Source organism: Hymenobacter convexus (assembly GCF_030580955.1).
GTDB lineage: Bacteria > Bacteroidota > Bacteroidia > Cytophagales > Hymenobacteraceae > Hymenobacter.
The window spans coordinates 25,962-47,844 of record NZ_JAUQON010000010.1; the positions used below are offsets into that span (position 1 = coordinate 25,962).

The 21,883-nt window shown below is 63.4% G+C and carries 18 protein-coding genes; 14 read left to right on the forward strand and 4 right to left on the reverse strand.

Going from position 1 to position 21,883, the window contains the following annotated elements; all coding sequences use genetic code 11:
• Window positions 1-197 precede the first annotated feature (197 nt).
• Complete coding sequence (locus tag Q4S41_RS19215; RefSeq protein ID WP_305032751.1) at window positions 198-1,361, forward strand: acyltransferase family protein; 1,164 nt, start codon at window positions 198-200, stop codon at window positions 1,359-1,361.
• A 145-nt stretch (window positions 1,362-1,506) separates the two neighbouring features.
• On the opposite strand, the gene Q4S41_RS19220 is transcribed toward Q4S41_RS19215, so the two are convergent.
• Window positions 1,507-2,679, reverse strand: coding sequence for an MFS transporter (locus tag Q4S41_RS19220; protein WP_305032752.1), 1,173 nt, complete (start codon window positions 2,677-2,679; stop codon window positions 1,507-1,509).
• Between the two features lie 165 nt (window positions 2,680-2,844).
• Between Q4S41_RS19220 and argS the strand changes: the two genes are divergently transcribed.
• The 8 genes from argS to Q4S41_RS19260 all read left to right on the forward strand — a co-directional run bounded on the left by argS (window position 2,845) and on the right by Q4S41_RS19260 (window position 13,758).
• Window positions 2,845-4,641, forward strand: coding sequence for an arginine--tRNA ligase (argS, locus tag Q4S41_RS19225; protein WP_305032753.1), 1,797 nt, complete (start codon window positions 2,845-2,847; stop codon window positions 4,639-4,641).
• Between the two features lie 124 nt (window positions 4,642-4,765).
• Window positions 4,766-5,347 (forward strand): LOG family protein, encoded by a 582-nt coding sequence (locus Q4S41_RS19230; RefSeq protein WP_305032754.1) that lies wholly within the window; start codon window positions 4,766-4,768, stop codon window positions 5,345-5,347.
• Between the two features lie 72 nt (window positions 5,348-5,419).
• On the forward strand, window positions 5,420-7,465 hold the full coding sequence (locus Q4S41_RS19235; RefSeq protein WP_305032755.1) for a HelD family protein: 2,046 nt from the start codon (window positions 5,420-5,422) through the stop codon (window positions 7,463-7,465).
• Window positions 7,466-7,643: 178 nt separating this feature from the next.
• Window positions 7,644-8,231 (forward strand): glutathione peroxidase, encoded by a 588-nt coding sequence (locus tag Q4S41_RS19240; protein ID WP_305032756.1) that lies wholly within the window; start codon window positions 7,644-7,646, stop codon window positions 8,229-8,231.
• A 156-nt stretch (window positions 8,232-8,387) separates the two neighbouring features.
• Window positions 8,388-9,284, forward strand: coding sequence for a 1,4-dihydroxy-2-naphthoate polyprenyltransferase (locus Q4S41_RS19245; protein WP_305032757.1), 897 nt, complete (start codon window positions 8,388-8,390; stop codon window positions 9,282-9,284).
• Window positions 9,285-9,408: 124 nt separating this feature from the next.
• Window positions 9,409-11,841, forward strand: coding sequence for an outer membrane beta-barrel protein (locus tag Q4S41_RS19250; RefSeq protein WP_305032758.1), 2,433 nt, complete (start codon window positions 9,409-9,411; stop codon window positions 11,839-11,841).
• Window positions 11,842-11,926: 85 nt separating this feature from the next.
• Window positions 11,927-13,039, forward strand: a complete 1,113-nt coding sequence (locus Q4S41_RS19255) for a sensor histidine kinase (RefSeq protein ID WP_305032759.1) — start codon at window positions 11,927-11,929, stop codon at window positions 13,037-13,039.
• Window positions 13,030-13,758, forward strand: coding sequence for a LytR/AlgR family response regulator transcription factor (locus tag Q4S41_RS19260; RefSeq protein ID WP_305032760.1), 729 nt, complete (start codon window positions 13,030-13,032; stop codon window positions 13,756-13,758). The genes Q4S41_RS19255 and Q4S41_RS19260 overlap by 10 nt, the downstream gene beginning before the upstream one ends.
• Window positions 13,759-13,877: 119 nt before the next feature.
• Here Q4S41_RS19260 and Q4S41_RS19265 read toward each other — a convergent pair whose 3' ends face one another.
• Window positions 13,878-15,614, reverse strand: coding sequence for a DEAD/DEAH box helicase (locus tag Q4S41_RS19265; RefSeq protein WP_305032761.1), 1,737 nt, complete (start codon window positions 15,612-15,614; stop codon window positions 13,878-13,880).
• A 304-nt stretch (window positions 15,615-15,918) separates the two neighbouring features.
• On the opposite strand from Q4S41_RS19265, the gene Q4S41_RS19270 reads away from it, so the two are divergent.
• The 5 genes from Q4S41_RS19270 to Q4S41_RS19290 all read left to right on the forward strand — a co-directional run bounded on the left by Q4S41_RS19270 (window position 15,919) and on the right by Q4S41_RS19290 (window position 19,984).
• Window positions 15,919-16,665, forward strand: a complete 747-nt coding sequence (locus Q4S41_RS19270) for a class I SAM-dependent methyltransferase (RefSeq protein ID WP_305032762.1) — start codon at window positions 15,919-15,921, stop codon at window positions 16,663-16,665.
• A gap of 42 nt (window positions 16,666-16,707) precedes the next feature.
• Window positions 16,708-17,040: a hypothetical protein gene (locus Q4S41_RS19275; RefSeq protein WP_305032763.1), complete on the forward strand. Its 333-nt coding sequence runs from the start codon at window positions 16,708-16,710 to the stop codon at window positions 17,038-17,040.
• On the forward strand, window positions 17,037-17,726 hold the full coding sequence (locus tag Q4S41_RS19280) for an ATP-binding cassette domain-containing protein (protein WP_305032764.1): 690 nt from the start codon (window positions 17,037-17,039) through the stop codon (window positions 17,724-17,726). The genes Q4S41_RS19275 and Q4S41_RS19280 overlap by 4 nt, the downstream gene beginning before the upstream one ends.
• 51 nt (window positions 17,727-17,777) lie before the next feature.
• Window positions 17,778-18,998 (forward strand): CaiB/BaiF CoA transferase family protein, encoded by a 1,221-nt coding sequence (locus Q4S41_RS19285; protein ID WP_305032765.1) that lies wholly within the window; start codon window positions 17,778-17,780, stop codon window positions 18,996-18,998.
• 83 nt (window positions 18,999-19,081) lie between these two features.
• Window positions 19,082-19,984: a hypothetical protein gene (locus tag Q4S41_RS19290; protein WP_305032766.1), complete on the forward strand. Its 903-nt coding sequence runs from the start codon at window positions 19,082-19,084 to the stop codon at window positions 19,982-19,984.
• 223 nt (window positions 19,985-20,207) lie between these two features.
• Here the strand turns inward: Q4S41_RS19290 and trpS are convergent, their stop codons facing one another.
• Window positions 20,208-21,185: a tryptophan--tRNA ligase gene (trpS, locus tag Q4S41_RS19295; protein ID WP_305032767.1), complete on the reverse strand. Its 978-nt coding sequence runs from the start codon at window positions 21,183-21,185 to the stop codon at window positions 20,208-20,210.
• 87 nt (window positions 21,186-21,272) lie between these two features.
• Window positions 21,273-21,881 (reverse strand): hypothetical protein, encoded by a 609-nt coding sequence (locus tag Q4S41_RS19300; RefSeq protein ID WP_305032768.1) that lies wholly within the window; start codon window positions 21,879-21,881, stop codon window positions 21,273-21,275.
• Window positions 21,882-21,883: the final 2 nt, after the last annotated feature.

Sequence of the window (21,883 nt, forward strand, 5' to 3'; positions counted from 1 at the left end):
TGGTGAAAGGGCGACGATGAGCTAAAGATATTGCGCCCTCGGTTAGGCGCAGTTCCGGTGGCCACAGCCAGGCTGGCCAACTCCCCGCCAGCCACTGACGGGGCTCGTGGTTGCTCCGGTTTCAGCGGGCTATTCGGCCGGTGGGTGCGGCAATGCCGTTGCGGCCGCATGAACCCCCGGCCGCTAGCTTTGCGGCAATGGCTACGCCCTCGTTCTACCGCCGCCCGGGCAGCCCGGTTTACTTTCCCAACCTCAACGGGCTGCGCTTTGTGGCAGCCTTGCTGGTCATCGTCAACCACGTGGAGCAGCAGCGGCTGTTTCACGGGCGGCCCTCGTGGAGCGCGGTGCCGGTGGTGCAGCGCATCGGCGACGAGGGCGTGACGCTGTTTTTTGTGCTCAGCGGCTTCCTCATCACCTACCTGCTGCTGCTGGAGCAGGAGCAGTTCGGGCAGATTGCGGTGGGCCGGTTCTACCGGCGGCGGGCGCTGCGCATCTGGCCGCTGTACTACGCAGTGGTGGTACTGGCGCTGCTGGTGCTGCCCCATTGGGCCTACCTGCGCACAGATGGCTTTGTCGGCGATATCACGCAGCTGCCCGGCAAAGCCATATTGCACATGCTGCTGCTGCCCAACGTGGCGCTGGTGCTCTACGGCGGCATTCCGTTTCTGTCGCAGGCCTGGTCTATTGGCACCGAGGAGCAGTTTTACCTGCTGTGGCCGTGGGTACTGCGGCGGGCGGGTCGGCACGTGCTGCCGGTGGTGGCGGGCGCTTTTTTGCTGTTGCTGGGGCTGCAGCGAGGCATCGTTGTGGCGTTTCATGCCGCCCAGCCCACGCCGGCGCCCTGGCTGAATTTCGCCTTTGGCTTCCTCTATTATTTCCGGCTCGATTGCCTGGTACTGGGGGCGGTGCCGGCCGTGCTGTTGTTTCAGCGACGCACGCCTGTGCTGCGGTGGCTGATGGCCCCGGCCACGCAGTGGCTGGCCTTGGCGGCCATCGTCGGCCTGTTAGCCTGGGGCCAGCGGTTTCCGCTGCACGAGGAAGTATACGCCGGCCTGTTCGCGGTGCTGATTCTGAACCTGGCCGCCGCCGAGAAGCCGGTTATCAGCTTGGAAGCGGGCTGGCTCAATTACCTGGGCAAGCTCTCGTACGGGCTCTATATGCTGCATTACCTGGCGGCGGCGCTGGTGCTGCTGCAACTCGGGCCCTGGCTCGACGCCCAGGCCACCGGGCTGCGCTGGCTGCTCACGCTGCTGGCCACGCTCGCCCTGTCCGTGTTACTGGCCATGGGTTCCTACTACGGGTTGGAGCGGCCCTTTCTGCGCCGCAAAGCCCGCCTGGAGCGGGTGCAGGCCGCCGGCTGACGGCTTCTGGCTGAGGGCTGCTCAACCCGAAACGTTGTGCTTTCAACATACCGGAAAAGCCACCCACCGCAAGGCCCTTATCGCCCTGCAGTTTCTGCGGGCTGTGGGCACTTTGGCGGGCGCGGCGGCTCTGAGCTGAGTGCTGTTATGCTTCTACCACCTGCCGCGCCCGCCAAAGCGCCCAAAGCCCCAGCGCCGGCCCCACGGCCAGCGGCAGCAGCACCAGCTGCGGCGGCAGGAGCGGCACCAGCCGGCTGGTAAGCTGAATGCTGCCAATGGTGAGGGCAAATCCCAAGCAATTGACGATGGTGAGCGCGGCCCCGCGCTTTTCGGCGGGGGCGTGCCGGGCCACCAGGGTCGAAAACATCGGCGAATCGGCGACCACCACCAAGCCCCAAAAAACCAGAAAAGCCCCCAGCATCGTCCCCGAGCTCGTGCCCAGTACCAGCCCCGAGGTCAGGCAGCAGAAGCCCGACAACCCCAGTGCTCCACCCGCAACCCGGGCCGCGCCCCACCGCCGGGCCAGCAGCCCCGCGCCCACGCAGCCCAGGCTGCCCCCGCCAATAATGCCGAACGAAAGCAGCGGCACCGGCAACGCCGCCCCGGGGTGTTGGGTATTGAATGCCGCCAGCACCACCGGCACGAAGGCCCAGAAGGTGTAGAGCTCCCACATGTGCCCGAAATAGCCAAACGCCGCCGCCCGAAACGCCGGCTGCCGGAACCCCGCCAAGAATGCTGTGAGCGCCGGGCGCATGCCGGCCCGGCGATAGGGGCCATCGGGCACCAGCCCGAGCAGCGCCGCGCCACCCAGCAGCGCCAGGCCGGAGGTAGCCCAGGCCACTCCCTGCCAGGGCAGCTGCCCGCCCACACTCTTGAGCAGGTGCGGAAACGCAGTGCCCAGTACCAGTGCTCCCACCAGCCAGCCCAGCGAGCGTCCTAGCCCGGCCTCGTAGTAGTCGGCCGCTATTTTCATGCCCACCGGGTAGATGCCGGCCAGGAAAAATCCCGTGAGCACCCGGCAGCCCAGCAGCCCCGCCACCGGCAGGCCCGGCAGCACCAGCCCCAGGTTGCAGAGCGCTGCCAGTGCCGCGCTCAGCGCGAATACCCGCGACGGAGAGAAACGGTCGGCCACGGCCAGCAGGGCAAAGGCCAGCGTGCCGCCAATGAAGCCCAGCTGCACGGCGCTGGTGAGCGCGGCCACAAAACCAGGCCCTTGGTGCAGGCGCGCCGCCATATCGGGGGCCACGGCATTGCCGGCAAACCACAGCGAGGTGCAGCAAAACTGCGCCCCCACGATGGTGGGAAGAATACGGGACATGAACGAGTGCGGGTGGGAGAGAGCCGGCAAAGTACCGCTATTTCGCAAAACGGCATTTTCCGTTGGCCGCGCCACCGACCGCCCGTTGCGGCCGAATCGGTTCCCGCCATTTTTTGGAGAAGGGCCAGGGGAGGCGAGGTTACCGCCCCGCCGTACCTTTGCCCCGTGCAACAGTTAGAATCCTCCCTCAAAACCGCCCTGCAAACCGCCGCTCAGGCAGTTTTTGGCCTTGAAATCCCCGCCGCTAGCCTCACGCTCCAGCCCACACGCAAGGAGTTTGCCGGCAGCTTCACCCTCGTCACGTTCCCGCTCACCAAAGCGTTTGGCAAAGGCCCCGAACAAATCGGCCAGGCCCTGGGCGAGTGGCTGAAAGCCCACGAGCCCCGCGTGAGCGGCTACAACGTGGTGAAAGGCTTCCTGAACCTCGAAATCGCCGATGCCGAGTGGCTGGCCGTGTTCAATCAGCTGCGTGCTCAGCCCGCCACCGCGCCCATGGGCACCGACGGCGGCCCGCAAAACGTGGTGGTCGAATACTCCTCGCCCAACACCAACAAGCCCCTGCACCTGGGCCACCTGCGCAACAATTTCCTGGGCTACTCGGTGGCCGAGATTCTGAAAGCCACCGGCGCCACGGTTTCCAAAGTGAACCTGGTTAACGACCGGGGCATTCACATCTGCAAGTCGATGCTGGGCTACCAGCGTTTCGGCCATAACGAAACCCCGGCCAGCGCCGGCATCAAAGGCGACCACTTGGTAGGCAAATATTACGTGCTGTTTGAGAAGCACTACCGCGAGGAAGTGAAGCAGCTCGAAGCCGAAGGCGTGGCCGCCGATATCGCCAAGCGCCAGGCCCCGCTGATGCTGGATGCCCAGCAGATGCTGCAGCAGTGGGAAGCCGGCGACGAAGAAGTGGTAGCCCTGTGGCGCCAGATGAACGGCTGGGTGTACGAAGGCCACAACGCCACCTACAAGGCCATTGGCGTCGATTTCGACAAGTTTTACTACGAATCCGGGACCTACCTGCTGGGCAAGGAGCGAGTAGAAGAGGGCATGAACAAAGGCGTGTTCTTCAATAAGGAGAACGGCTCGGTGTGGGTTGATTTGCAGGCCGAGGGCCTCGACGAGAAGCTGCTGCTGCGCGGCGACGGCACCAGCGTCTACATCACTCAGGACCTGGGCACAGCCGAACTGAAGTACCAGGATTTCGGCTACGACAGCAGCATCTACGTCATCGCCGACGAGCAGAACTACCACATGCAGGTGCTGCAAGCCACGCTCAAAAAGCTGGGCAAGCCCTACGCCGACGCCATCCACCACCTCAGCTACGGCATGGTAGACCTGCCCACTGGCAAGATGAAAACCCGCGAAGGCACCGTAGTAGATGCCGACGAATTGGTGCGCGACGTAGTAGCCGCCGCCAAAGCCGCCACCCTTGAAAAAGGCAAAACCGAAGGCCTCAGCGATGCCGAATTGGAAGAACTCTACCACATGCTGGGCCTCGGCGCGCTGAAATACTACCTGCTGAAAGTGGACCCCAAGAAGCGCATGCTCTTCAACCCCGAAGAGTCGGTGAGCCTCGAAGGCCACACCGGCCCGTTCATCCAGTATTCGCACGCTCGCATCGCCGCCATCCGTCGCAAAGCCGCCGAGCTGGGCATTGATGAGACGGCTGATTGGAGCAGCATCACCAGCCTCGAAGGCACCGAGCGCGAGCTGGTGCAGGAGCTGGCCCGCTACGCTTCGGTAGTAGCCGAAGCCGCCCGCAACCTCTCGCCCGCCGTCATCGCGCAGTATGCTTATGATTTGGCGAAGGCTTACAATAGGTTCTATGCAGAGGTGTCGATTTTCCAGGAAACTGACGTGGCCAAACGCAGCCTGCGAGTGGCCCTCTCGGCCCGGGTAGGGGAGCAGATTAAGCAGTCGCTGAAGCTACTGGGAATGCAGGTGCCCGAGCGCATGTAATTCGTCAGAACGATGTAGAGACGTGACACTTCGCGTCTCGTCGTTGCTGATGTTGTTTCGCCTGCGCAGATTGAATCGTTCAACGACGAGACGCGAAGTATCGCGTCTCTACATCGTTCTGTAAATGAAAAGCATAGCCGTGTACTGCGGTTCCAGCGCCGGAACCAACCCGAACTATATCACCCAGGCCCAAGCCCTCGCTAAGGCAATGGTGACGCAAGGCCTCACGCTGGTGTACGGCGGCGGCCGGGTGGGCCTCATGGGTACCATCGCCGATGCCGTGCTGGCGGAAGGCGGCCAGGTAGTGGGCGTGATTCCCGATTTTCTGGATGCCAAGGAGCTGGCTCACAAAGGCTGCACGGAGCTGCACGTCGTGAAATCCATGCACGAGCGCAAGCTCATGATGGCCGACCGCGCCGACGGCTTTATCGCCATGCCCGGTGGCTACGGCACCCTCGAAGAGCTATTTGAAGTGCTGACCTGGGGCCAGCTTGGGCTGCACCAAAAGCCCGTGGCCCTGCTCAATGTCGACGGCTACTACGACCTGCTGCTGCAAGCCCTCGACCGCATGGCCGCCGACCAGCTCCTACGGGCCGAAAACCGCGCCCAGCTCTTGCAATCAGCCAATCCGGAGGAATTGTTGAAGCAAATGGCCGCTTACCAGCCGGTGCAGCTGGAGAAGTGGCTCACGCCGCCAACTACGTGATGTAGCGCGGACTTTTAGTCCGCGAGTCTGAACGATTGCCACACGCGGACTAAAAGTCCGCGCTACTACTGAATGAACGCAACGGAACAAGAAGAGCGAGAATACCTTGAAGTAATCAAAGAGCAGTTGGCGTTGGCGGTGCGACGGGTCGATGATTCCGTGCGGCAGTTTTCCAGCGAATTGCGGGAGAAGAAGGAGTACATCCACGAAAACCAGTCGGGCATGGACGATGCCGACATGGTGGCCGCCGGCCAGTCCATCGACCGCATGGCCTACACCGGCGCCGGCGCCGTGGCCCGCAAGCGCAAGCTCATTAAGCTGGCGCAGTCGCCGTATTTCGGCCGCATCGACTTCACTACCGCGAAAGGGAGCACCATGCCGGTCTACATCGGTGTGCATTCGTTCGTGGACGAGCGGCAGCGGCGCGGCCTTATCTACGACTGGCGGGCGCCCATCTCGTCGATGTTCTACGATTACGAGCTGGGCAAGGCGTCGTACAACACGCCCTCCGGCCCCATTCACGGCCGCATCGACCTGAAGCGGCAGTACAAAATCCAGGACGGGCGGCTGGAGTTCATGATTGAAAACGGCGTGAACATCCACGACGAGGTGCTGCAGCGCGAGCTGGCCAAGTCCTCGGACGACAAGATGAAGAACATCGTCGCCACCATTCAGCGCGACCAGAACGCCGTTATTCGCAACGAGGAGGCCTCGGTGATGGTCATTCAGGGCGTGGCCGGCTCGGGCAAAACTTCCATTGCCCTGCACCGCATTGCGTTTCTGCTCTACCGCTACCGCGACAGCATCGGGGCCAAAGACATCCTCATCATTTCGCCCAACAAGGTCTTCGCCGACTACATCTCGAACGTGCTGCCCGAGCTGGGCGAGGAACATATTCCCGAAACCGGCATGGAGGACCTGGCCGCCGACCTGCTCGGCAACCAATTCCAGTTTCAGACCTTTTTTGAGCAGGTATCGGCACTCTTGGAGCACCACCACCCGGCGTTTATCGAGCGTATCCAGTTCAAATCCTCGTTCGAATTTCTCAGCCAGCTCAACAAATACCTGCTGCACGTCGAGAACAACTACTTCGCCGCCAGCGAGCTGCGGGTGGGCCGCACCGTGGTGCCGCGCCAGCTGCTGCTCGACAAATTCAAGGGCTACCACCGCGTGACGCTGCTGAAACGCTTTCCGCTGGTGAGCGATGACGTGCGGGCTTACGTGCGCACCGCCGCCAACCGCAAGCTGACCAACGGGGAGAAAAACACGATAGGGGAATCCCTGACGCGCATGTTCCGCTTCAACAACGTGCTGGATTTCTACCGCGACTTCTACCGCTGGCTGGGCCGGCCCGAGCTGTTCCGCTTCGAGCCCGGCCAGGCGCTGGAATACGCCGACGTTTTCGCCCTGATTTACCTGCGCATTCGCTTGGAAGGCATCTCGGCCTACGACCACGTGAAGCACCTGCTCGTGGACGAGATGCAGGACTACACGCCGGTGCAGTACGCGGTGCTCTCGCGGATATTCAACTGCCGCAAAACCATTCTGGGCGATGTCAACCAGACGGTGAACCCCTACAGCGCGTCGTCGGCCGAAACCATTGAGCGTGTCTTCCCGCAGGCCGACATCGTGCGGCTCTTTCGCAGCTACCGCTCGACGATGGAAATCACGGCCTTCGCGCAGCGCATCACGCCCAACCCCAACATCATCCCACTGGAACGGCACGGCCAGGAGCCCGCCATCGTGCGCTGCCCCAGCCCCGGCGAGGAACTAGCGGCCCTCAAGCAGCTGGCCGCCGCCTTCAAAAGCTCCGGCAGCAACTCGCTGGGTATCATTTGCAAAACGCCCAAGCAGGCGGAGCAGGTGCAGCAGGCGCTGGAAGAGTTGGGCGTGCAGCTGCTCACCGAGGACTCCACATTGTTCAAGGAAGGCGTCATCATCACCACGGCCCACTTGGCGAAGGGCCTGGAATTTGATGAGGTAATCGTGCCCTTCGCCTCCGCTCGCAACTACCGAACGGAGGTCGACAAGAGCATGCTCTACGTGGCCTGCACCCGCGCCATGCACCGGCTCACGCTCACGCATTCGGGAGATGTCACCAATTTTCTAACTGCTTAGAAACGGTGGACCTGTAGCGTGGACTTTGTAGTCCGCGGCCCATAACGACAATCATCGAAAAGGCTTCAAGGGCGCGAGGCCGCGAACTACAAAGTCCGCGCTACAGGTCCACCGTCCGAAACCCTACTGGCCTTCGTATGGTTACGCACGCAACTGCGCAATCCCTTACCTTCAACCCATGAAAAATTCCCTTATTCTCACGCTGGCCACTGCCGCAACGGCCGTGGTTTTCATCGCCGCCAAGCCGGCCGCTCGCCTTGCCATGACCACGCCCGCCGAAACCGCCAAAACCGCGCCTTCCGTTTACGATTTCACGGTGAAGTCCATCGACGGCAAAGACGTGAAACTGAGCAAATACAAGGGCAAAAAGCTGCTCATCGTGAACACCGCCTCGAAGTGCGGCTACACCCCGCAATACAAGGAGCTGGAGGAGCTGTCGAAAAAATACGGCAACAAAGTGACCGTGCTGGGCTTCCCGTCCAACAGCTTTAACCAGGAGCTGGCCTCCAACCTGGAAGTGGCCGCTTTCTGCGAGAAAAACTACGGCGTGACCTTTCCGCTGTTCGAAACCGTGGCGGTAAAAGGCGACGACGCCGCGCCGCTCTACAAATACCTGTCAGATAAGACCAAAAACGGCGCGGTATCGGATGCACCGAACTGGAACTTCTGCAAGTACCTGGTCGATGAAAAGGGTCACGTGGTCAAATTCTACAGCTCGAAGGTGACGCCGCTCAGCCCCGAGCTGGTGGCCGATATCACGAAGTAACTTTCGCCTTAATCTGGTTTATTCAGCACGTCATGCTGAGAGGAGCCGAAGCATCTCTACCGCGCAACTAATTTCGTCGTTGCAACGAAGCGGTAGAGATGCTTCGGCTGCGCTCAGCATGACGTGCTGTTTTGTTCGTTGCTTTTCCCTTTGCCCATGTCGCCCTGGATTTCCGCTTTCCGCCCCCGCACCCTGCCATTGGCCCTGGCCAGCATCCTGACCGGCGCCTTCCTGGCCGCCGCCAATGGCCAGTTCAACGGCCTCGTGGTGGGCCTGGCGGCCCTTACCACCATCCTGCTCCAAATCCTGAGCAACCTCGCCAACGACTACGGCGACTCCCAAAACGGCGCCGACAGCATCCACCGCCAAGGCCCGCAGCGCGCCGTGCAGAGCGGCGCCATCACGCCGGAGCAGATGAAGCGCGGCATGTGGATTTGCGGCCTGTTGGCGCTGGGCAGTGGGCTGGCGTTGCTGTGGGTGGCGCTGGGCGCGGCCGGGCTGGGCCTGTTTCTCGGGTTTCTGGCGCTGGGGCTGGCGGCCATTTGGGCGGCGGTGAACTACACGGCGGGCTCCAACCCCTACGGCTACGCCGGGCTGGGCGACATTTCGGTGTTCCTGTTTTTTGGACTGGTGGGCGTGTGCGGCACCTACTTCCTGCAAGCCCGGGCGCTGCCGCTGCAAGTGCTGCTGCCCGCCGCCGCACTTGGCTGTTTCGCCACCGCGGTGCTGAACGTGAACAACATCCGCGACATTAACTCCGACGTGCTGGCGGGCAAAATCACCATTCCGGTGCGGCTGGGGGCGGTGCACGCCCGGCGCTACCACTGGCTGCTGCTCATCATCGGGCTGGGCTGCGCCACGGTGTTTGTGGCCCTTACCTACCACTCGCCCTGGCAGTGGCTGTTTGCGCTGGCCGTGCCGCTGTTCGCGTTCAACGCCATCCAGGTGTGGCAGCGGCAGGAATCGATGCAAATTGACCCACTGCTGAAGCAAATGGCGCTGAGCACGCTGGTGTTCACGGTGCTGTTTGGGGTGGGGCAGGTGCTGGGGTAGGAGTGGGCTGAGCCGGCCAATGCCAATCCGTCGACTTGGTCTAAGGCCGGTGCGACTTAGTCGAAAAAAATAGGGGGCCTTCCGCCCGCCCGCGTCCTTCGCTGCGAACTTAACCAACCGCAGCATGTGGACGCGACTTCTTACTTGTTTATTTTTCATTGCCTGGAACGCCTGCCCGGCGCTACGGGCCCAGCAGGTGAGCGTGCACGGCACGGTGCTCACCAGCAGCCGGGAGCCCGTAGAATTTGCCACCGTGCTGCTCTGGCCGGCCCGGGATTCCAGCCGTGTGCAGGCCACCGTGGCCGATGCGCAGGGGGCTTTCCTGCTGCGCGGGGTGGTGCCCGGCACCTACCGGCTGCGGGCCTCGTTTATGGGGCTAGAGCCGAACACCCAGCCGCTGGTGGTGGTGGCCGGCACGGTGCCGCCGGCCATCGTTTTGCAGCTGGCCGCCGCCCCGCAGCAGCTGGCTGAAGTGCAGGTAACGGCCAACCGCCCCCGCATTACCCAACTGCCCGACCGCCTGATACTCGACGTGGCCAACACGCCGCTGGCGGCCGGCTACACGGCGCTCGAAGTGCTGGCCAAAGCGCCCGGCGTGTACGTGGACCCGCGCTCCGAAAGCGTTTCACTTAACGGCAAGGGCACGATGGTGGTGCTGGACGGCAAGCGTACGTATTTGTCGGGCAGCGATTTGGCGGCCTTGCTCAAAAGCCTGGGCAGCCAGGAAATCCAGAAAGTTGAGCTCATCACCAGCCCCGGGGCCAAGTACGATGCCGAGGGCCCGGGCGGCGTCATCAACATCATCACCAAGAAAAGCCAGCTCGATGGCACCCGGGGCAGCCTCACGCTGGGCGCGGGCGGCATTACGAACAGCCGCCAGACCGCCGGCTTCTCGCTCAACCACAAGCACGGGCCATTGGCGCTGTCTGGCGGCTACACCCTGGCCGGCCGCCAGACTGAGGTGTCCGAGCAGGCGCAGCTCGACTACCTGGCCGGCCCCGGGCGCGCCGTGACGGCCACCCACCTGCTCACGTCGGCCACGCCTACGCGCCAGCTGGGGCATTCCTTCAAGGCCGGGCTCGACTGGCAGGCCAGCGCCAAAACCAGCCTCAACCTGTACCTGCGCGGCCTGCGCACCGACCGCACCAGCATTACCGACGCAGCCACCCGGCTGCTGCACTACCCCGCCGCGCCCGACTCGGTGCTGACCAGCCACACCGACGCCCGCACCGACATCACGCAGCTGGCCGGCAACTTGGGCCTGCAGCACCAAATCGACTCGGCCAGCTCGCTCACCGCCAACCTCGATTACTCGCGCTACGAATCGGGCCAGTATAACCTCATTCGCAATGCCTTCGTCACGGGCCAGGGCGAGGTGCCGGGCTACGGCCTGCAGCTGCGCAACTACCTGCCCAAGAGCATTCGCATAGTGGCCGGCCAGTTCGATTACGAGCGCACGCTGCGCGCGGGCAAGCTGGAGCTGGGGGCCAAGCATAGCTATGTGACTGCAGCAAACGATGCCCGCTACGAGCTGCTGCAGGCCGGCGATTGGCAAAACGACGCGCTGCGTACCAATTTCTTCAGCTACCAGGAGCACGTTTCGGCGGCCTACGCCACCTTCGCCGGCAAGCGCCAGCGGCTGGAATACCGCGTGGGGCTGCGCCTGGAGCAAACCAACTCCGTGGGCTACCTGCACACCACCGATGTGCAGGCCCGCCGGTCCTACCTCAGCCTGTTCCCGTCGGTGCTGCTGAGCCGGGCCGTGGGGCAGGGCGACTACCTGAGCCTGGCCTACGGCCGCCGCATTCAGCGCCCCAGCTACCAGGACCTCAACCCGTTCATCTACTTTCAGGATGTGTATACGTATTCGCAGGGCAACCCTTTTCTGCGGCCCGAGTTCACGCACGCCCTCGACCTGACTTATACCCTGCGCAGCACCTACGTGCTGGCCCTGGGCTACTCCCAAACCAGCGATGTGATTGCCTGGGTGACGCAGCGCGAAGCACCGGGCTCGCTCGTGACGCAGGTGCGGGCCGAAAACCTGAACAGCCAGCGCCAGTGGACGCTCACGGCCACCGTGCCGCTAGCGCCCCGCAAGTGGTGGACCATCACCAACGCGCTGCAGGCCAGTTACACTACTTTTCTGCTGCGCGGCGTAGCCAATGCGCCGCGCACGGTGCAGGGCCTGGCCGCCGTGTACAGCCTGGCCAACGATTTTGCGGTGCCCGGCGGCTGGAACCTGAGTGCCTCGGGCTACTTCCAAAGCCCGATGCCGAGCGGCGTGACCCAAACCCGCGGGCAGTATTCGGTCAATCTGGGGCTGCAAAAGAAGTTTCGGCAAGACCGGCTGGCCCTGCGCGTGGTGTACAACGACGTGTTGCGCACAGCCCGCGCCGTGTCGCTCACCGAGTTCGACAATCTGCGCTCGCGCAGCACCTACCGCTGGGATTCTAACTTTTTTTCGGCCACGCTCACCTACCAGCTGGGCAACCAGCGGGTGAAAGCAGCCAGCAAAAACCGCAGCGTATCGGGCGATGAGGAAAGCCGCATCAAATAAGCTGGGGGCGCTTGCTACCTTGCAGCTGCCCGCCGGGGCGGGCCGCCGCGCCCACTGGCCCGCGGGGCTCGCGCGCTTGTTTGCCATGCCAATTTCGACCCGAAGCTTTGCCAATCTCCTGCTGGGTACCCACCAGAGCCACCGGGCGCGGGTAGGACTGCACGTGACCTTCTGGCTGCTGGCCTACCCCTGGTACACGCTGCAAAGCCAGTGGCTGGTGGGCACCGACAACGCTCCGACGCTCGTGTTCAGCACGCTGGCCCGGCTGGGCTTTGCGCTGGTCACGTTCTACGCGGTGTCGGCCTGCATGGGGCGGGGCTGGCCGCTGGGGCGGGTGCTGCTGGGGGTGCTGGTGGTGCTGGCCGCGTCGGTGCTGGGCTACTGCCTCGCGCACTACTACCTCTACACCTACCTCGACCGGAGCCAGCCCCACCTGCCGGCCTACTTCCACAAGCTGGCGGCCAGCGTGGCGGAGCACGGGCCCTGGACGTTTTTGCAGCCGACAATACTGTATTTCTACGCCTTGCAGATATTCATGGCGTATTTTCTGCCGTTCACCATCAAGGGCGTGCGGGCCATTGTGCAGGCGCACCTGCGCACCGTCACGCTCGAAAAAGACAACCTCAAACTGGAGCTGGAATTTCTGCGGGCCCAGATAAACCCGCACTTTCTCTTCAATACCCTGAACAGCGTGTACTCGCTGGTGGAAGACAAAGACCAGACGGCCGCCGCGCTCGTGCTCTCGCTCTCGAACATGATGCGCTACACCCTGCACGACGCCACGGCCACCGAAGTGGCGGTAACGCAGGAGCTGGATTTTATTCGCGAATACCTCGACATTCAGCAAATCCGCCACTCGCGCCGGCTGTCCGTCGACGTGCAGATTGCACCCAGCCTCCAGGGCCAGCGCATACCGCCCCTGTTGCTGGTCACCTTTCTCGAAAACGCCGTGAAGCACGGCGTCGAAAAGCTGCTGAAAGAAGCCTGGGTGCGGGTGCGGGCCTACCGCGACGCGCACGGCGCGTTCTGCTTCGAAGTGGCAAACGGCCGGCCGCCCCAGGCCGGGGCGGCGCTCGGCGAAGGCATCGGCCTGCGCAATACCCGGCGCCGCCTCAGCATCTTATACCCCCACACCCACTCACTGCAAATCGACGCCACCGCCGCGCAGTACCACGTTTTGTTGCGCTTATGGCAGTAGCCCCGCTTTCCTGCGTCATTATCGACGATGAGCCCCTGGCGCAAGACCTGCTGCGCAAGTACGTGGGCCGCCTGCCGTTCCTGGCCGCGCCCACCGTGTTCGACAGCGCCGTGGAGGCCCTGGGCCACGTCGACCAGCTGCGCCCCGACCTGGTGCTGCTCGACGTGAACATGCCCCAACTCAACGGCATCGACTTTCTCAAAACCTTCACCCGCCACCAGCCCGCCGTGGTGCTCACCACCGCCTACGCCGAGTACGCCGTGCAGGGCTTCGACTACGACGCGGTCGATTTTCTGCTCAAGCCCATCTCGTTCGAGCGTTTCGTGAAGGCCATTACCAAGGTGCAGGCGCGCCTGGCGGGACCAACTGCCGGCCTGCCGGCCGAAGAATCCGGGGCCCAGCGGGTGCTGTTGCTCAAGGAAAACAAGAAGTTCATCCGCGTGCCCGCCGATGATATTTTGTTTGTGGAGGGCATGAAAGACTACCTGAAAGTCTACACCAAGGCCCGCGTCATCCTCACGCACATGACCATGACCAAAATGGAAAGCCTGCTGGATGAAACAGCTTTTATGCGCGTAAACCGTTCGTACCTGGTGCACAAAGCGGCGATTTCCGCTATCCACGGCAACACGCTCGAACTCACCAATAACATGGAAGTGCCCGTTGGCATCAACTACCGTGAGGCCGTCCGGCAACTGACGGACAAGGGCGTGCTCTAAGCAAAAGCGTGCAAGACCCGCCACAACGCCCACCCAACGGGGTAGAACCCCCACGCTTCGATGCTTGGTAATTAAAAAAGCGGCCTTGCAAGGCCGCTTTTTTAGTTGGTACCAGTTAGCTATTCGGTAGCGCTTGGGGTGGGCGTTTCGCCCGTTGCGGGCGTCGCGCTGCCTTCGGGCTGGGGACCGCGCTTGCGGTTACGGCCGCCGCGGCTGCGGCGCCGCTCACCCTCGGCGCGGGGCTCGCGGGCTTCGCCTTCGGGGCGGGGTTCACGCGGCGGGCGGGCCTCGCCTTCGGGCCGGGGGGCGCGGGGCTCACGCGGTTCGCGCGGTGGGCGGGCCTCGCCTTCGGGGCGCGGCGTGCGCTCGGGGCGGGGGCCCCGGTCGCGGCGTTCCTCGCCCTCGGGGCGGGGCGGACGCTGGTAGGGCACGGCCGGCGCCTGGCCGGCATCAAGGGCCGCCAGGGCGTTTTTGGCGGCGGCGAGGCGCTCCAGGTGCTTGGGGTCTTTGGGGTCGGGGGCGTCGCGGCGGGGCTTGCCGCCGTCGCGGCCACCACGGCCGCCATCCCGGCCGCCGCCACCTTCGCGGCGCGGGCCGCGGTCGCCTTCGGCGCGCGGGCCCCGGTCGCGGCCACCGCCACTGCCGCCGTGGCCGCCACGGGCCGGGCGGCCGCCGATTTTACCGCCCAGACCGGCAAAGCGTTTGGGGTCGAACTCGGGCGCTTCGCCCAGGCCCAGCTCTTCGGTGATTTTCTGCTTCTCGATGTCGCGCTCGATGAGCTTTTCGATTTTCACCACCCGGTCCTGGTCCTGGTCGGAGATGAAGGTGATGGCGGTGCCCTTGGTGGCGGCGCGGGCCGTGCGGCCGATGCGGTGCACGTAGTCCTCGGCGGCGCGCGGAATGTCGTAGTTCACCACGTGGCTCAGCGAGTCGATGTCGATGCCGCGGCTGAGCACGTCGGTGGCCACCAGAATGGGGAACTGCTTGTTTTTGAAGGCGCGCATGATTTCCTCGCGCTCCTCCTGGGTGCGGTCGGAGCTGATGCCGCGGGCTTCGATGCCGAGCTTGTTCACCGCCTTCACGATGCCGCCCACGGCCGCTTTCTGGCTGGTGAAGAGCACCATGCTCTGCACATCCTGGGTTTTGATGAGGTGTTCCAGAATGTAGATTTTCTGGCGGTCGTAGGCCATGTAAAACTGCTGGTCGATGCCGGCCGCAGGCTTGGATACGGCCAGCCGGATTTCGTCGGGGTTCTGCAGAATCTGCTGCGAGAAGTCGCGGATTTTCTGGGGCATGGTGGCCGAAAACAGCAGCGTCTGGCGCTCCTTGGGCAGCTGGCGCACGATATTGAAGATGTCATCGCTAAAGCCCATGTCCATCATCTTGTCGGCCTCGTCGAGCACCAGGTACTTGATTTGGTCGAACTTCACGTAGCCCATTTGCAGGTGCGCAATGAGGCGGCCGGGTGTGGCGATGATGATGTCGGCGCCGGAGGTGAGGGCGCGCTTCTGCTGCTCCCAGTTCTCGGATTTGCCGCCGCCGTAGATGGCTATCGAGCTGGCTTCCACGTAGTAGCCGAAGCCCATCACCTGCTCGTCAATCTGGGTGGCCAACTCGCGGGTGGGCACCAGGATGAGGGTGGTGGTGTGGCCGTGCTTGGCGTGCGAAATCTTGTCGAGCAGCGGCAGGAGGTAGGCGGCGGTTTTGCCAGTGCCGGTTTGGGCGCAGGCAATCAGGTCTTTGCCTTCGATGATTTTGGGGATGGCCTGCTCCTGAATGGGGGTGGCCTGCTGGTAGTTCATGGCGTCGATGCCGGCCAGCAGGTCGTCATGGAGGCTAAATTCGTGAAACGTCAAAGTTCAGCTTGGTAAGAGTTGTAAATGGCTGACCTTGATGCCGTGGTCAGCAAACCGCTTGATTTGAGGTAAAGATACGGCGGGAGGGGTTGAGGCGTGTATCTGGTGTCTTGAGGGAAAAGAACGTCATGCAGAGCGCAGCGAAGCATCTTGCCCGCAGCAAGTAATTCAATCGACAGAATGCAAGTAATTCAGTCGACATGATTAGTGGCGGTTAGTGGTGGCGGGCAAGATGCTTCGCTGCGCTCTGCATGACGTTCTTTTGGTGCTTTCTAACGAACCCACCCAACAAACCCTGCACTCCATGCCCGCCCTCGACCGTTTTTCCACCCAAGCCGCCGACTACGCCCGCTACCGCATCAACTACCCCGCCGCCCTCTACGACTGGCTTTTGCCGCAGGTAGAAAGCCGCGAGCGGGCCTGGGACTGCGCCACCGGCAACGGCCAAGTAGCTGAGGTGCTGGCCGAGTCTTTCGTGCGCGTGGACGCCACCGACCTCAGCGAGAAGCAGCTGGCGCAGGCCGCGCCGCGCCCCAACATCCATTACCAAGCGGCCAAAGCCGAGCAAACTGCCTTCCCCGCCCAGCGCTTCGACCTCATCACCGTGGCCCAGGCCGTGCACTGGTTCGACCACGCCGCCTACCACACCGAGGTGCGCCGCGTGGCCCGGCCCGGCGCGGTGCTGGCCGAATGGGGTTACAATTTCTGCCGAACCGACAGCCCCGCCCTGAACGCGGCCCTTGACCGGTTTCACGACGAAACCTCGGCGCCGTACTGGGACGCCAACCGCCAGCATATCACCACCGAGTACGCCAATATTCCCTTCCCGTTTGCCGACGTTCAGAGGGCCCGGTTCGAAGAAAAACGGCAATGGACGGCGGCCGACATGCTGGGCTACCTGGGCACCTGGTCGGCGGCGGCCAATTACGCCCGGCAACACGCGGGCGCCGACCTGGTGGCCTTGGTGGCCGATGAGCTGATGCAGCTGTGGGGGCCGGGGCGGCGGGAAATCACGTTTCCGGTTTTCATCCGGACCGGACGGGTAGAATAATTGGCGGGCCGCGGCGTTGGCAGGCGCACCAGACCCTTTTTTATGATGATACTGCTTACCCGATTCCGGGCCGTGCTGCTGTTTTACCGCAGCATCGCGCCGTTTATGCTTGGTATTTCGGGGCTGATTCTGGCGGCCGTGCTGCTGCCCGCCATCTACGAGGGCCGGGCGAAGGGCATCGTGCCGGCGCTGCTGCTGGCCAAGCTAGCCACGGCGCCGGTGATGTGGCTGCTGTCGGAGCGGCTGCGGCCCGACCAGTATTGGTTCTATTTTAACCTGAACATCTCCCGCCGGCAGCTCTGGAGCGGCGTGGTGGCCCTGGATGGCCTGCTGTTTCTGGGCAGCGCTTGGCTGATGCGGGCGGCCTTATCATGAGTCAGATACCGGATAATTTGCCTGAAAAACAGGTGCTGGAGGCCGATGGTATCCGCATTGTATTCGGCGAGCGCCAGGTGCTGGGCAGCATTTACATGCAGGTGCAGACGGGCCAGATTGTGGGCCTGCTGGGCCGCAACGGCAGCGGCAAATCGGTACTGCTGCAAACCATTTTTGGGTCCCGGGCCGTGGCCGATGCTTCAGTGCGCGTGAACGGCCGGCGCGTGGTACCCGCATTTCGAGAGCGCGGGCTGCTAAATTACTTGCCGCAGGAGCCCCTGCTGCCGCCGTCGCTGTCGCTGGCCCGGGCGGCCCGCCTGCTGGGGGTTGACATCGAAGAAGCTACCGCCTGCTTTCCAGAGCTGCGCCCGCAGTTTGATAAGCGCATCGGGGAGCTGTCGGGCGGTTCGGCGCGGCTGGTGCAGACACTGCTGCTGCTGCACGCCGACACTGCTTTTTCGCTGTTCGATGAGCCGTTTTCGGGCGTGATGCCGGTGCACGTCGAAACCCTGGCCGAGGAAATGCAGCGCCTCCGGCACCGCAAGGGCCTGCTCATCACCGACCACCGCTACGCCGAGGTGCTGCCCATCTGCGACGTGGTGTACCTGCTGCATCAGGGCCGCCTGCTGCGGCTGAACGGCGACGTGCGCGAGCAGCTGCGCGACTACGGCTACCTGGCCAGCTGAGGCAAGTTTTGGCGCCGGCGCGTAGCTTGCCGGCTTTCCTTGCTGATTTATATGTCGCTTGAAATGCCCTTTGCCCACCTCCGCGTCCTTGAACTGGCGTCCGTGCTGGCCGGCCCGCAGGTGGGCCAGTTTTTCGCCGAGCTGGGGGCGGAAGTCCTGAAAATCGAAAGCCCGGCCGGCGACGTCACCCGCACCTGGAAAACCGCCGCCGAAACCGTCACCGCAGCTGCCGAGGCCACTGCTGATGCTTCTGTTTCGGCTTATTTCGCGGCGTCCAACTGGGGCAAGCAGTCCCTTGTGCTCGACCTGACCACGCCCGCTGGCCAGACGCATTTGCACCGTTTGGCTGCCCAGGCCGACATCGTGCTGGCCAGCTACAAGCCCGGCGACGCCGAAAAGCTGCGCGCCGACTACGCCACGCTGGCCTCCGAAAACCCGCGCCTGCTCTACGGCCACCTCACCGGCTACGGCCCCGACCACACCCGCGCCGGCTACGATGCCGTGCTGCAGGCCGAGGCCGGCTTCATGCACCTCAACGCCGCCGGCCCCGGCCAGCCACCCCAGAAAATGCCCGTGGCCATGGTCGATTTGCTGGCCGCCCACCAGTTGAAGGAAGGCCTGCTCACCGCCCTCTTCCAGCGGGAGCGCACCGGGCGCGGCGCGTTGGTGCAAGTGAGCCTGCTCGATAGCGCCCTGGCTTCCCTTGCCAACCAGGCCGCTACCTACCTCGTCACCGGCCACGACCCGCAGCCCTTGGGTTCGGGCCACCCCAGCATTGTGCCCTATGGCACCGTGTACCAGGCCGCCGATGGGCAGCGCCTAGTGCTGGCCGTCGGCACCGACGGACAGTTCCGGCAGCTCTGCTTTGCCCTCGCCCGTTCTGCCTGGGCCATTGACACTCGCTATCAAACCAACTCCGCCCGCGTGGCCCACCGCCTCGAATTGGAGGAAATGCTGACGCAGCGCATCGCCGAAGTGTCGGGCGTGAAGCTGCTGGCCGAGTTGGAGCGCCGCGCCGTGCCGGCCGGCGCCGTGCGCACGGTGGGGGAGGCCCTGGTCCAACCCTCGGCTCAACCCATGCTACTGCCGGGCGCGGACGGCCTGCGAGCGGGGCTGCGCACGGTGGCATTTCGCAGCCCGCAATGGCGGGCAGCAGCGACCTTGAGCGCGCCGCCCGGCCTGGGTAAGGCCGATACCGCAGATTTTTCTGCGCTGCCGCCCGCCGAAGACGCAACTACGGCCGGGCTTCCTTCCGTACCCCCCGTAGCCTAAGTGAGTTGTCGGGGCGGCCCGCGCCGTTGCCCGCGCCGCTATTGTCCTTCCGCCGCCATTTTGGGGGCTCTTTCCTTCCGCATATGGCCAACCCCACCAAAAAATCCGTCGACCCCGAACTGTTTTCCACCGATGTGCCGCCGGTGCCTACGCCTGCAGTGCCGCCCCGCAAAAAGCCCGCCCGCCCGCGCAAAACCCCGGCCCGTGACGCCGCGCCCGCCGCCAGCTCCGCGCCCGAAACCGCTCACACCGGCGCCACCGCCACCAACAACCAGCCCACCGCCGAGGCCGGCTCGCCCACCGAGGCGCCCGCCGACCGTCTTGACCAGATTTTCGAGGGCCTCAAGCAGAAATCCGTCGCCAAGCAGGCCATCTACCGCAACACGCTGGCGGCGTTCGACTGCCTGCGCCTTGTGTCGCAAGAGCTGGTGGTGGAGCTCACCCGCAAGCTCACCCCCCTCGATTCCAGCGTCGTCATCGAGTACCGCTCCATCAACGACATGGAGTTTCACATCAAGTTTTCGGGCGATTTGCTGGTGTTTGTCATGCATTCCAACGTCGTCACCTTCCCCGACGACTACGGCCCCATGCCCAGCGCCTACGTCGGCCAGGATTTCCGGCGGCGCTTTTTCGGCCATATCATGGCCTACAACTTCATGGCTGACAGCATCAAGTACCAACGCCTCAACGACCCCGGCTACCTTGTGGGCCGCCTGCTGGTCAACATCGAAAACCATTACTTCCTCGAAGGCGTGCAGCAGCTGGAGCTGCCCGACAACGACATGTCCGACAACATTATCAAGCCCGAAACCATGCGCCTCTTCGTAGAAAGCGCCATGATTGCCGCCGTCAACAACGACCTGGTAGCCCCGCTACTGCCCGAAATCCAGCGAATCAGTGTGAAGCAAAAGGTTGAAAACCAGCAGGTAAGCCGTGGAAGTAAAGTGGGTTTCAGCTTCTCGCACCAGCAGGCGCACGAGGCGTAAGAAAATTGCAAGGCGCCCGTCATTGCGAGCGCAGCGCGGCAATCCGTCCTAGGCTCAGCGACAGACCTTTTGATGTGATAAAGCCCTAAAACGTGAATAGCCCCGGCACTGCACAGTGACGGGGCTTTCTGGTAAAAGGACGTGTCTGGGTTTGACAGGACGGATTAGCTACGCTGACCTTCGGTTGCCACGGCCTACGGCCTCGCAATGACAAGCGGCGCCGCTAAGCCGGGCCGTAGCCCACCTTCTGGCGCACCTTGGCCAGCACGCCCGCGCCGTATTCCTGCGCGCGTTTGGCCCCAATGGCTAGGGCCGCGTCAAGCTCCGGCAGGTTGTTCATGTAGAAATCGAACCGTTCGCGCTCCGGCCCAAAACGGCGCAGAAGCAATTCGTACAGCTCTTTTTTGGCGTGGCCGTAGCCGTAGCCGCCGGCCAGATAATTGGCGCGCATCGTCGCAATCTCAGCGGGCGAGGCCAGCAGCGAGTACAGCTTAAACGTTACGTCCGTGTCCGGATTTTTGGGTGCTTCCAGCGGTGTGCTGTCCGAAATAATGCTTTTCACGGCTTTCAGCAGCTCTTTTTCGGACGCGAAGACATCGATGATGTTGCCGTAGCTTTTGCTCATCTTGGCGCCGTCGGTACCGGGAATGGTCATCAGCTCGGCATCGACGCGGGCCTGGGGCGGCACCAGCGTGTCGCCGTAGCGTGTGTTAAAGGCCTGGGCAATATCGCGCGCGATTTCGAGGTGCTGAATCTGGTCTTTGCCCACGGGCACGATTTCCGCGTCGTAGAGCAGAATGTCGGCCGCCATCAGCACGGGGTAGGTGAAGAGGCCGGCATTCACGTCCGACAGCTTGTCACTTTTGTCCTTGAAGCTGTGCGCGTTGGCCAGCATCGGGTAAGGCGTGAAGCAACTCAGATACCAGGTCAGCTCGGTTACCTGCGGCACGTCGGACTGCCGGTAGAAGAGGTTTTTCTCGGTGTCGAAGCCGCAGGCCAGCCACGCGGCGGCCACGGCGTAGGTGTTGGCGCGCAGCAGCGCCGGGTCGCGCACTGTCGTGAGCGAGTGCAGGTCGGCGATGAAGTAGAGCGAGTCGTTGGCCGGGTTTTTCGACAGCTCAATGGCGGGCAGAATGGCCCCCAGCAGGTTGCCGAGGTGCGGCCGGCCGGTGCTTTGGATGCCGGTAAGAATGCGGGACATGCGTGGGTTTTAGTTGGCAGCTGTCAGTTGCCGGCTGTCAGGCCAGCCATTTGGCTAACAACTGACAACGAGCAACTAACAACCAGATTAAGGTAAGCGCACGCCCTGGTTGTAGGCGTGCACGGCGGCAACGAGCTGAGCCCGGCTAACCGCGTTGGTGGCAAATTGGCGCTGCAAAACGGGGTCGGCCGGAAACAGGGCCGCTACGAAGCCGCCCGGCGCCAGTTTCTGGTCGAACCCCGGCGTGCGGCCGGGACTGTACGCAAAGAACGTACTCGTGCCGGCTTTGCGCAGCACCGGCAGCTTCACATGGGCTTTGAAATTGGGCCCCATTTCCACTTGGTAGTGGTAATAAAACAGCTCCACCGGTCCGGTTTCCAGGATTTCGAGCAGCGCGGGGTCCTTAAAATCCGCATCGGTGCCGCTGAGCAAACGGAAATCATTCACTCGCACAAACCGATGGTTATCAACCGTAAAAGCCACAACCTCAGCCGAGCGAAACCGGCGCTCTTTGCCATTTTTCACGCCCACCAGCATGGTCGGGCTGCCGTTTTCGGCCAGTTGCAGCTTTAGCGATGCTTCGCCTTTCGAGCCGTTGGTCAACTGATAAGTGCCCGGCACAAAATTGTATTGGGCGCGGGCGGCGGTGGGCAGCAGGAGGGCCCCGGCCGCCAGCAGGAAATGGGAGAGTCGCATGG